This window comes from Rathayibacter sp. AY2B7, from assembly GCF_002931635.1.
Classification (GTDB): domain Bacteria; phylum Actinomycetota; class Actinomycetes; order Actinomycetales; family Microbacteriaceae; genus Rathayibacter.
Genome location: NZ_PSUC01000119.1, coordinates 1 through 10,072, shown reverse-complemented (window position 1 = coordinate 10,072; position 10,072 = coordinate 1). Strand labels below are relative to the sequence as shown.

The following is a 10,072-nucleotide window of genomic DNA, read 5'->3' as shown; positions in this document are numbered from 1 at the left end:
AAGGATCCGGCGTCGCGGCCGACGGCTGCGGAGGCGGCGGGGATCCTGCGACGCCTCTCCCCGCCGCTGGCCGGGCTGCCGGCGCTGCCGCTCGCGGCGGGCGTGGCGGAGTTCGAGGAGGCCGAGCGCCCGGGCACGGTCCTCCGCGGGATGGCGGTGGAGATGTCGTCGGAGCCGGTGGAGGAGGGGCCCGCTCCCGAGCTCGGCCCGTCGTCGCAGGCGACCGTGCTCCGCCCGGTGCCGCGCCGCGAGCTGCGCCTGGCGGAACGGCCGTTCGAGGCTCCAGCTCGGCGGGGGCGCGGCGGACGTCTGCGGATGATCCTCGCCGCCGTCGGCGCCGGCGTCCTGCTCATCGGGGCGGTGCTCCTCGCCGTCCAGCCGCGCGGCGGAGCACCAGCCTCGGCACCGTATGCCGACCTGTCGGCCCGGCAGCAGGACCGGCCGCTGCCGACGGGCCTCGGAGTGACGCGATCGGCCACCTGGGACGCGGAGCGACGGGCCGTGGTCGTCGAGATCTCCTACTCCGCCCAGAGCGCGCCCCTCTCGGGGTCCTTCCTCGAGGTGCTGCCGGGCCCGGACGCCGCGGCGGCGTGCCCCGCGGCCAGCTGGTCCGGAGTGACGGCGGTGCGCAACCGGCCGAGCGTCACCGGAGTCGGGGTCGGCTGCGGTTGGAGCCTGACGGACCTGCACGTCCCGGCGCAGGGGATCGTCGACGTCACGGCGACCGTGCCGATCGCGGTGGCCGAGCAGAGCGCCCTGGACGGGTGGCTGGCGGCGGCCGCGTCTGCGACGGCACAGGCCGTGGCCGACCCTGCGGTCACCGGGACGGCGTATCCCGTGCAGCGGCTGCGGGATGTGCGGATCGAGACTCCCGCGCGGACGGTCGGCCGGACCCCGCTGCCGGTGACGCTGGTGCCGGTCTGGCCGAGCGGGGCCGACCCCGTGAACCCCCTGCTCGCGACGCCGTCGTCCGCGCCGGCGAGCAGCATGCTCGACGCGATCGCGGGCGGAGTGGCGGGCGTGCGGTTCAGCGACGGCTGCGGCGGCGCGGTCGCCGTGTCGTCCGACGGGCTGACGGTGACCGCCCTCACGGTGACTCCGTCCTGCGAGCTGCGCGCCCGAGTGGGCGCGTTCTCGGACCTCTCGAGCAGTCCCTTCGCTATCACCACTCGCGAGTGAGGCGACCTCTCGCGCCAGTGTCGAGCCGTCGACGCCACACGCGCCATCTGCGCGGTCCCGCCTCCTACCATGACGAGACATCCTCATGAAACGACGGTGGAGTGGGGGCGGGCGGGACGGTCCCGTCCGCAGGGGTAGAAAGGTGTGATCCATGTCACGTGTTCTCTCGACCGACGAGGCGAAGTCCGCGATCCAGCAGATCCAGTCGATCGTCAACGGCGGCCTCGCCGATCAGATCAGCCGGCTCGACGCACAGGGGCGGACACTGTCCGATCCGAATGTCTGGGACGGTCCGCTGGCCTCGCAGTTCCGCTCGTCGACCTGGCCGGAGACGAAGTCGGCCCTCGAGAAGGCCAAGCAGGAGCTCGAGGAGCTGCGCAGCCAGCTGGCGACGATCTCGCAGAACATCTTCGCCGCCGGCGGAGGGAGCTGACCGGCCGTCCCGCCCCTGCGTGCTCCGGCGAGCGGGGGCGGGACGTGCTCGTCGTCTCCGCCGCGCCTTCCTCCGCGCTCCTCCATGGGTGCGTCTCGGGGTCGTCGGAGCGCTCTCGAGGAGGGCGCGCCGATCGACTCGGTGGCGGAGGCGCGATCACCCGTCCGAGGGCGCTGATCAGCCGCCGTCCGCCGGCGTCGGCGAGACCGACTGCACGAAGTGGATCTCGCCGTCGAGGCTGACGAAGCCACGGCCCACCGTGGGCGGGACGGGGAAGCGCCGCGGGATCTGCGTACCGAGGAGAGTGCCGTCGTTGTCGACGTCGGGCTGGAGCAGCAGCACGGAGCGGGAGGCCGCCGCCTTCTTCGTCCAGTTCCCGAAATGGCTGCGGAGCTCGCTCGATCGGCCGGCCAGCACGACGCAGAGTCCTGGGCGACCCGACGAGACCAGCCTCATCAGCGCCTGGTCGGTGTCGTCCCAGCGCTCGGCGTCGTCGAGGAGGAGCAGCACGGGGCCCTCCTCCGTCGACAGCGACGCGAGGAGGGTGCGGAGCTCCTCCGCGCCCACGGCGAGTCGGTCGAGGTCGGCGCCCCTCAGCGGGGAGCGTCGATCGCACACTCCCCAGACGGCGACCGAGCCGGCGGCCCGAGCCGCCTCGGCCACAGCGAGCAGCACGGTCGACTTGCCGGATCGAGCGGGTCCGGCGATGACGACGTGCTCGCCCTCGAAGACCTGGAACGCCAGCGGGGCGAGGTCCGACTCGCCGAGGCCGATCGGGAGCAGCCACGGCTCGCGATCGAAGCGGGCCTCGATCCCGAGTGCGCTCACGGCGACCCTGTCGGGAAGCGTGCCGACCGTGCTCGTCCTGCCGCGCGCATTCGGCCAGGCGGCCGCGAGCTCGGCGATCGCGTCGTCGAGACCGGCTCTCGGAGTCGCGACCTGCGTCTGCAGGAGCGACGAGGTGATGATGCAGCGCCCCGGCACCGCTGACGGCGCCTGCACCGGCTTCATCCCGGCGGCGGCGTAGTCCTGCGGGTCGGCGAGGCGGAACAGCCACTTCTGCGTCGTGACCTCCTCCATCACCGAGGGGATCGCCCTCGCCCGGGTGCTCGTCACCGCGAAGTGCAGGCCGAGCTGCGGTCCGTCGGCGTAGGCGCGGGTGAACGCCTCCAGCAGGGCCAGGCCCTCCCAGTCCTGGAACTCGTCCTTCAGAGTCGCGAGACCGTCGACGAGCACCAGCGCACGACGGTGGCCCCCGGGCGATGCTCGGCGCCGGCGCACCTCGTCGCGCAGGTGACGGAGGAACCGGGTCTGCTTCTCGTGGGATCCGCCACCTGCTCCGGCGTAGGAGACGGTGTGCGGGAGTCGCGCGAGAGGGGCGGAGTCGCGGGAACCGGCATCGAGGACGTAGAGGTCGAGCTCGTCCGGAGGGAAGTGGCGGGCGGCCGTCAGTGCGATCGACGCGAGCACCGTGCTGGTGCCGCTGCCGGGGATGCCGATGAGGAGCAGGTTCCCCTCGCTCAGGTCCCAGCCGGTCGGCGACCGGCGCTGCCGGTCGGGGTCGTCCGAGAGTGCGATGTAGAGGACGTCGCCGACGACGCGGCCGAGGTCGGACTCCTCCGCGCCGAACCCGCTGAGGGCCACGGTGTCCTCGAGCGGCTCCGGCCAGATCGGGCGGGGAGGGCCGAAGCCCGAAGCGGCGTCCGCCTCGACCACCGCGTCGATCAGGAGGTCGAGATCGGTCAGGGCCGTCTCGTCGGCGGCGACCGGGGAGGGGCCCTCGACGGGGACGCCCGTGGGTCCGACCGGGCGGACCTCGATCGCCTCGACGGCCGCCGCCTCCGCGCGACCGGTGACCAGCGCCGTCTGGACGGGCGAGATGTCGTTCTGGCCCCGCTTCACGTACGCCCGGCCGGTCTGGGAGCGGGAGATCCCGGCCGCGCTCGCGACTCCGATCACGTCGACGGAGTCGTCCCGGCTCTGCACCCGGAGGGCGACGCGGAGGTTGGTGTTGGCGAGGATGTCGTCGTTCACCACTCCGGCCGGACGCTGGGTGGCGAGGATCATGTGCACGCCGAGCGTACGGCCGACCGCGGCGACGCTCACGAGGGACGTCAGGACGTCGGGATGCTCCTTCGCGAGAACGGCGAACTCGTCGACGACGAGCAGGAGCCGCGGCATCGGCTCCGGCGGCGAGGTGGCCCAGTACGCGTCGAGGTCGTCGACACCCTCGCCGGCGGCGGCGAAGAGCCGCTGACGACGCCGCATCTCGGCCTCGAGCGAGCGCAGCGCGCGGTCGGCGAGCTGGGCGTCGAGGTTGCTGATGGTGCCGATCGTGTGCGGGAGCCGCTCGCAGGACGCGAACGCTGCACCCCCCTTGAAGTCGATGAGCACGAAGGTGAGGCGCGTCGGATCGTTCCAGGCCGCGAGGCCGGCCACGAAGGAGCGCAGGAACTCGCTCTTGCCCGAGCCCGTGGTGCCGCCGACGAGGCCGTGCGGGCCGTCGGCGACGAGATCGAGCACGAGCGGACCGTGCTCGGACGAGCCGACGGGCGCGCGCACGCCCCGGGCGCTCGACCACCACCCCCGGACGTCCGCGGCGGTCGGACGATCGGCGCCGAGGAGCGGCGGCAGCCGCACGAGCGCGGGGAGGGCCGCCCCCGCGGTGACGAGCTCCGGGTCCTCGAAGCGCGCCAGGTCGCGGGCACAGCGCTCGGCCGTGGAGGAGGCGAGACCGGCGAGCACCACGTCCTCGACGGTGATCCGCTCGTCGGGCCGGGAGAGGACCGCCGAGGCGTCCGCTCCGACCCGGACGACGACCGTGCAGGAGGCGGGGAGCTGCTCCTCCGAAGCCGCGAGCACGAGGCCGGAGATCCGGGTCGCCGCCTCGCGGTCACCGCGACCGAGTCCGAGGAGCTCGCGCGCCGGAGCGGCGCGTCCCTCGGTCAGCACGTCCGAGTCGAGCACCAGGAGCACGCGCGGCGAGTCCTCGTCGCGGAGGGCGCGGAGGAGCTCGGAGCTGCGGTCGCGCCGGTCGGAGAGTCGGCGTCCACCCCCGGGCAGACGCGTGTGGGGGAGCCAGGAGGCCCAGCTCCAGTCGGAGTCGCGTCGCCGGTCGCAGAACACCCCGATCGCCAGGTCGGCCGGACCGCAGTGGACCGCCGCCTGGCAGAGCAGACTCCTCGCCAGAGCGAGGCCGCCCTCGCGGTCGCCGACGATCCCGACGACGCCCGAGTCCGCGAGATCGATGGATGCCGGCGCGCTCGGGACGACGCTCACCGCGAGGATCGCGCGCACCTCCTCCTCGAGCCGCGGCACTCCGCGCTGATCGAGCGGGGGAGACCACGGGACGTCGCCGACACCGATGTGCAGGCGGAGCACATCGGCGGAGGTCGCGCGCCGTTGCCACAGCGACGTGGCGGGCAGCGCCGCCCGGCGGATCATCGTCGCCGGGTCGGGCGCGTCCTCCTCGAGGCGGGCCCGTTCGACACGCGCGGAACGGGCGATGTCGTCGCGGAGCGTCTGCAGCGCCTCGCCGTAGCGCTGCTCCTCGGACCGGGTCGCTCGGGCGTGCCGGTGCCGCTGCTCGAACCACATGCCCACTCCGGCCACGGGGCTGAGCGCGGCGAAGAGGGCGTAGCGCGCATCGCCCATGATGAGGACCATCGCGAAGGCGAGGACGAGCGGCGCGGCGACGGTGATCACGCTGAAGGTCGTGGCGGAGGCGATCTCGAGGCGGGCCGGCGGGACGACCGCCTCGCCGGCCGCCGGACGTCCCGGTCGCGGCGGCCGGTTGAAGGGCACGGTCGCCGTCGCGGTGACGTTGTCCGCGCTCCCCGGCTCGGGCGCCAGGAGCTCGGCGGGCGCGGGGCGCAGCAGGAGGGCCGCCCCACCGGCGATCACGACCGCGGCGTCGAAGACGAGGACCCCGTCCCCGGTCGCGGAGACGCCGTCGACCAGGGTGCCGTTGGTGCTGTCGGCGTCGCGCACCCGCAGGCGGTCGCCCTCGCGGGTCACCGAGAAGTGCTCCCAGGAGGCGCTCGCAGTGTCGAGGACGACGTCGGCGTGCGGGGAGCGGCCCACGATCAGCGCACGGGCCCGCGGGATCTCGACCACGGCTCCCGCGCCGAGACCGCCCGACAGCACGGCCGTCCACCCGCGGGCCGCGGCAGGTCGGGGCAGGGGGGAGCGGGCGATCCGCGTTCCCTCGAGCAGCAGCAGATCGGCCAGCCGGGTCTCCACAGGGTGCAGGGCGGTGTCGACGGCGAGGGCCGTCCCGGGCGGGAGGCGGTGCCCGGTTGCGCTGGCGATCAGCTCGCCGAGTGTCGCGGAGTCGCGGTGGCGGCCGAGGTCGATGTCGGAACGGGTGCCGTCGAGGTCGAGGAGGAGTCGCACCGGGGGCTCACGGTCGGGGCTGTCCGGCGAACCAGAGCAGCGGCGGGTCGGCGGGCCGCAGGCCGAGGCGCTGCGGCGAGGAGTGGAGGGGGAGTGCCGGGACGTCCAGAGCGTGCGCGGCGCCGAAATCGAGCGGCGGACCGGCGAGCCCGTCCGCCGGTCCGATCGTGGATCCCCGGAGTGCGGCGGCGACCGCCGCGGGTTCCCTGCTGCCTGCGACGGCCGCGGCTCGCACCAGCGCCACGACGGCGTCGTGACTGGGGGCGTCCGCGACTGCGGCGAGATCGCGGAACGCGCGGTCGCCGAGGAGGGTCGCCCGCGCGGCATCGTCGGCGGTCATCCGCACGGCCCCCAGGAACGCGGAGGCGGCGCGTCCGCGCTCGTCGCCGCGGAGGGAGACCGCGTCACCGGAATCCGTGCCGATCGTCGTCAGATCTCCCGAGAGGGTGCCTCCGGCCGCGGCCAGGGCGGGAGCGAAGGCGGGGCTCAGCGCGTCGGGCGTGAGCAGGATCGGGACGGACGCCCCCGCCGCCTGCAGAGCGGCGACCGCCGTCGCCTGCGCCGCGGCGGGGCCGGACACGACGACGCGCTCGACCGCCTGCTCGCCCTCGAGGTGCGGGCGGGCGGCGGTGATGATCACGTCCGCGGTGGCGCCTGGATCGGCGGTCACCGTCGCGGCGGGCGAGAGACCGGTCGGGGTGCCTCCACCGGTGTCGACGAGGAGTACCCGGGCGCCTCCGCCGGCCTCCTCCACGAGTGCTGCGTCGGCCGAGGCGGTGTCGGGTCCGAGGGACCAGACGCCGTCACCGGGCAGGTCGGGGCCGCCTCCGTAGGGGAGGACGGTCGCTGTCCCCGCGGCCCGAGCGGCGTCCACGGCTGCAGCGGTGTGGGCGCCGTGTGTCGCGAGGACGAGGCCGGACGCGCCCTGGCCCGTCAGCTCCTCGACGGCGGCGCGGGCACCCTCGGGCGTCCCGTGGTCGTCGACGGCGACGAGACCGATCTCGCAGCCGCCCATCGCTGACCGGTGCGCGGCGACGACGGCGCCGTTCGCCGCGTCCTTCCACTCCGCGCCCTCGCCCGGAGCCGAGCTGAGCGAGACCACCACCCCGAGCGTCAGCTGCTCGGGCACCCGGGCGCACGAGAAGTCGACAGGCAGAGCGGCGACCTCCGTCATCGGAGCCGACTGCGGGGGCAGGAGGGAGACGAGGGCACCGCTGACGCCGAGGAGGGCGACGGCGCCGCCGATCAGCATCGTGGTCCGTCGGGCGGTGCGGGGGTGTTGCGCCGCGCGCCTGCCCAGGCGGGTCATCGCTCGTCCCCGATCCGGAAGGAGTAGACCGTCCGGGTCCGCGTGCCCTCGGGCAGGTCGAGGTGGAATGCGGGAAGCTCATCCCCGGCCCGGAGGGAGGCCCGCTCCTGGGCCTGCGCGAGCAGGATGCCCGAGACCTCCTCGGACCGCACCGCGGCGTAGCCCCGTGCGCTCTGCGAGGCGAGCGCGAGCTGCACGTCGGCGGTGCCGACCTTCGCGGCACTCGTGGTCATCGATCCGAGCAGGCCGGAGCCGCCGACCATCCGGTCGCCGAGGTCCAGGAGCACCTTGTGCAGATCGGCTGCGAGGAGCGCGGCGGCCGCGTCGGTGTCGCGGGTCGAGGCGTCGATCGTCGTCGCGATGCCGGCCAGGGAGGCGCGCGTCCGCTCGGAGACGGCCTCGCCGATCCGGGCCTCCGCGGTGCGGAGAGCCCGGTGCCCGGCGTCCACCGTCGCCGCACCGTCGGAGCGGATACCGGAGGAGGCCGTGCGCAGACTCGAGACCGACCGGCCGAACATCGCGACGACCGCGTCGGCGTCGGCGCCGGAGCGCGTCGAGATCCGCCGCACCTGCTCGTCGAGGAGTGCGGTGACCGCGGATGCGGCGGCCGTGTCCGCCTCGGCGAACGCCTCCTGGATCGCCGGTGCGAGAGCGTCCTGCTGGGCGCCGAGAGCGTCGATGCGGGTGCCGAGGGCGTCGCGCTGAGCGGTCAGCGCGTCGACGCCGGTGCGGAGGGAGGCGAGCAGGCCGGTGAGGCGCGCGTCGTCCGAGCCGGCCGTCGCGCCGGCCTCGGCCACGCCGCTGCGGACCGTGGCGAGCGCGGCGCGCAGGGCGGCGAGGTCGGCACTAGCGCCGGTGCTGCCGACGGTGGAGGCGACGGCGGTCCACGCGTGGACCTGGTCGCTCAGCCGGTCGGCCAGGGGGGCCGGATAGCCGTCGGGAGCGTCGAGGCGGCCCGTGCCGGAGCAGGGCGTCGCGGTCAGGTAGGCGCGGAGCTCCTCGACGGAGCCCCGGGTCACCTCCACGGGTGCGCGCGTCGGGCGCCCGGTCGGCGTGGGTGCGGCAGCAGGGGACTGTGTCGCCGGCGACAGCTCGCAGAGCCGGTCGGCCAGCTCCTGGTTCTGCGCCGACAGCGACCCCGCACTGGTCGGTGTGCCGAGCTCGTCCAGGGCCGTCGTGGCGGCGGCGCCGACCGAGGCGACCGTCGTCTCCAGGCCCTCGGTGTCCGCGTCGAGCCCGTCCAGCGTCACCGACAGGGCGGCGAGCGCCCGGGTGACGGATCCCTCCGGGTCGGCCAGGGTGTCCACCGAGGCCGACGCGGCGTCCACCCTGCTCGCGAGGGCGGCGAACCCGGCCTGCACGCCGTCCATCAGCTCCGGCTGCAGGGAGTCGACGAGGTCCTGCCCGCGATCGAGCATCCCGAGCAGCACGGTGTCGACGGCGGCTCCGGAGGCGGCGAGGGAGCAGGTGGTCGAGGGTGCCGTGCAGGTCTCGGCGGAGGGCTGTGCCGGCCCCGCGGCAGCACGGAGAGCCGCGACGACCTCGTCGCGGCAGGACTCGGCCGCCGCTCCGTACGCGTCGAGCTCGGCCGTGAGCCGCAGCAGCTCGGAGTGGATCGAGCCGGAGCGGCCGCCGTCGACGGCGACTCCGCATCCGCTGCCCGAGACCGTCGGCGGCGGCACGGCGGCCGATGTGTCGCCCAGCAGGGCGTCCACCGCGTCGATCGCCTCGGACAGCTGCGCCAGCAGGCCGGACTCGGTGCCCGAGACCGTCGACGACAGCTGCGCCCGGAGCGCGCCGAGCTGCCCGGAGAGGCTCTGCATCGAGGCCGCCGTCGAGGCGGCGCCGGCCCGCAGCTCCTCGGCCGTGCGGACACCGAGAGTCTCGGAGGTCGCGTCGAGCGAGGCCCGCACCTCGGCGACGGTGGTGCCGGCCTGCGTCAGCAGGTCGTCCACCGCGGTGACGACCTCGATCGTGCGGCGCTCGAGGGCGAGCGGCGAGGCGTCGGAGGAGTCGAACGCGGCGCCCAGCGCCCCCTCGGTGGTCGGGTCGGTGCTCAGGCCGGGCTGGACCGCCAGGTCGAAGGCGGGGACGGCGAAGTCGGCGACGTCGGCGACGAGGGTCAGCGTCGCCGTCGCGCCACCGCCCGGGGGAGCGAGGAGAGAGGCCCACTGCACGACGGCGTCTCCGTGCTCGTCACGGCTGAGCACGCCGTTGGTGACGGCACCCGACTCGCTCTCGGTGACGACGCGACTCGGCGGGACGCCCGGCAGGACCGCGGAGGCTGCGATCGTCAGCGGAGCGCCGACGAGTGCGCTGCGGCGGGCTGCACGACCGGCCGCGTCGAACGCGACCTCCTCGGGCCGGACCGTCAGGTTCTCCACCGCGAGCGAGATCTCGATCCGACCCGAGCGCCCGGCGAGGTCGGCCGGATCGGTGCCCGAGGCGTCGGCGGTGCGCCACGAGGGCCGGACACGGACCGGCAGGTCGGCGGCGACCTCGGGGGGATCGTAGACGGTGGTGGTCGCCGAGGTGTCGGACGGGTCATCGCCGACAGCGAGGGCCGTCCCCTCGATCGCACGGACACCCCCGTCGGACGAGACGGCGACGGACACCGCCTGCAGCACCCTGGCGGCGGTGAGCGCCGGCTCCGGTGGCGTGCAGCCCGCCAGTGCAGCGGCCACGACCGCGATCGCCGCTCCGGCCGTCGTCCTGCGAGCATTCGAGCGCACCCTGACCACCCCTCGTCCCGACGG

At 75.1% G+C, this 10,072-nt stretch carries 4 protein-coding genes and 1 pseudogene; 2 read left to right on the top strand and 3 right to left on the bottom strand.

What is annotated here, in order from left to right:
* Both C5C27_RS18775 and C5C27_RS15160 read left to right on the top strand, forming a co-directional pair.
* A pseudogene (locus C5C27_RS18775) lies at positions 1-1,179 on the top strand (serine/threonine protein kinase); the annotation flags it as partial.
* 151 nt (positions 1,180-1,330) lie between these two features.
* Positions 1,331-1,612, top strand: a complete 282-nt coding sequence (locus C5C27_RS15160; RefSeq protein WP_104224124.1) for a pyrophosphorylase — start codon at positions 1,331-1,333, stop codon at positions 1,610-1,612.
* A 177-nt stretch (positions 1,613-1,789) separates the two neighbouring features.
* Here C5C27_RS15160 and C5C27_RS15155 read toward each other — a convergent pair whose 3' ends face one another.
* From C5C27_RS15155 to C5C27_RS15145, 3 genes are read right to left on the bottom strand one after another with little or no spacing between them, the layout of a single operon-like run.
* Positions 1,790-6,007: an FtsK/SpoIIIE domain-containing protein gene (locus C5C27_RS15155; RefSeq protein WP_104314816.1), complete on the bottom strand. Its 4,218-nt coding sequence runs from the start codon at positions 6,005-6,007 to the stop codon at positions 1,790-1,792.
* A 7-nt stretch (positions 6,008-6,014) separates the two neighbouring features.
* Positions 6,015-7,259 (bottom strand): ABC transporter substrate-binding protein, encoded by a 1,245-nt coding sequence (locus C5C27_RS15150; protein ID WP_181133560.1) that lies wholly within the window; start codon positions 7,257-7,259, stop codon positions 6,015-6,017.
* A 53-nt stretch (positions 7,260-7,312) separates the two neighbouring features.
* A complete protein-coding gene (locus tag C5C27_RS15145; protein ID WP_219813187.1) occupies positions 7,313-9,931 on the bottom strand; it encodes a hypothetical protein in 2,619 nt (872 codons plus the stop codon).
* Between the last annotated feature and the right edge of the window lie 141 nt (positions 9,932-10,072).